The organism is Streptomyces sp. NPDC037290 (assembly GCF_055603245.1).
This window is the reverse complement of record NZ_JBVJVZ010000014.1, coordinates 1-1,742: the sequence shown is the minus strand read 5'-3', so window position 1 is coordinate 1,742 and position 1,742 is coordinate 1. Positions and strand designations below refer to the sequence as shown.

1 protein-coding gene is annotated in these 1,742 nt (G+C 68.3%); it reads right to left on the bottom strand.

Annotated elements, in window-relative coordinates; genetic code table 11:
- Window positions 1-125: 125 nt before the first annotated feature.
- Window positions 126-1,154: a tryptophan--tRNA ligase gene (gene trpS / locus ACZ7HQ_RS33685; RefSeq protein ID WP_470998308.1), complete on the bottom strand. Its 1,029-nt coding sequence runs from the start codon at window positions 1,152-1,154 to the stop codon at window positions 126-128.
- Between the last annotated feature and the right edge of the window lie 588 nt (window positions 1,155-1,742).

Below are 1,742 nucleotides of genomic sequence, written 5' to 3'. Positions count from 1 at the left end.
CGGAAACAAACCGGCGAAGGGGGGGGGGGGGGGGGGGGAGGAAGGGGGGGGGGGGGGGGGGGGGGGGGCCCCCCCCCCCCCCCCCCCCCCCCCCCCCCGCGCCCGCACCAGCGAGCCTGACCGTCCTAACAGCGGACCGCGCTCAACGCCGTATCGAACGCCGGCGGCAACAGCCCGATCGCCCGGTAGGCCACATCGACGGTCGGCCGGGCCATCGCCCTCGCTTTCTCCGCGCCATCCCGCAGCACCCCCTCCACATGCCCAGGGTCCGCGCACAGCTCCCTGTGCCTGGCCTGCACGGGCCTGAGGACCTCCACCACGGCCTCCGCCGTGTCCTTCTTCAAAGCGCCGTACGAGTGGTAAACGCCCGCCAGTGACTCAGGGTTCCCGCCCGTGCACGCAGCGAGAATCTCCAGCAGGTTGGCGACCCCCGGCCGTCCCTCCCGGTCGTACTCCACGGCCCGCCCGCTGTCGGTGACGGCCCGCATGACCTTCCTCCGCACCACGTCCGGCTCGTCGAGCAGATAGATGACCCCCAGACCCGATTCGTCCGACTTCCCCATCTTCGACGCCGGGCTCTGCAGGTTCATCACCCGCGCCGCGACCCCCGGCCGCGTCGCCTTCGGCACCACGAAGGTGTGCCCGTACCGCTGGTTGAACCGCACCGCCAGATCCCGCGCCAGCTCCACGTGCTGCACCTGGTCGTCACCGACCGGCACCTCGTCCGCGCCGTACGCCAGGATGTCCGCCGCCATCAGCACCGGATACGTCAGCAGCGACAGCCGCACGCTCGCGCCACGCTCCCGCTGCCGCGCGACCTTCTCCTTGTACTGGATCATCCGCCGCATCTCACCGTCGGACGCCACGCACTCCAGCAGGTACGACAGCCTCGTGTGCTCGTCGACATGACTCTGCAGGAACACGGTGCACACCTCGGGATCGAGCCCGGCAGCCAGCATCAACGTCGTCGTCTGCCGACTGAGCCTGCGCAACCGCGCAGGATCCTGGTCCACCGTCAGCGCGTGCAGGTCCACGACGCAGAACAAGGCGTCAGCCCGGTGCTGGTCCGTCTCCACCCACCGCCGCAGGGCTCCCAGGTAGTTGCCCAGCGTCAGGTGCCCGGTCGGCTGAATCCCGCTGAAGACCCGCGTCATCTCCACTCCACCTCCTGGTCGGGACCGCCGCTCCTGCGGCCGGCCCCCGGAGTCCGGAGGAGATACGACAACGGCCGCCGAGGCGGCGGCCGTTGGATGCATACGTGAGTACGGCCGCCGTCAGGCGGCCCACCAGAGCTGGGTACACGTACGCGTCGTCATGGGGACCAGAGTACGCCGCGAGGGCACCCCGAGCACTGGAGTTGACACACCACGCGCCGGTACGTAATGTTCTCCGGGTTGTCCGACGTGAGCGCCGATCTCGGTCGGTCCCCGGACAGCCACTCCGCAAGTACCAACCACTCATCGACGCTTCGGCGCCGACTGTTTTGGCGTGCGTATTTGCGAAATGAGGAATCCGCGTTCGAAAGGACGCAGCCCCCGATTAGCTCGGGAGCACGGAATCCGCTAAAGTCTCACTCGTCGGAACGGCCCAGCGGCCGGGAAGACAAACCCCGCTGACTGGGGGTCAGGCGCCGAAAGGATCTGATAGAGTCGGAACCGCCGGAAAGGGAAACGCGAAAGCGAGAACCTGGAAAGCACCGAGGAAATCGGATCGAGAAAAGATCTGATAGAGTCGGAAACACC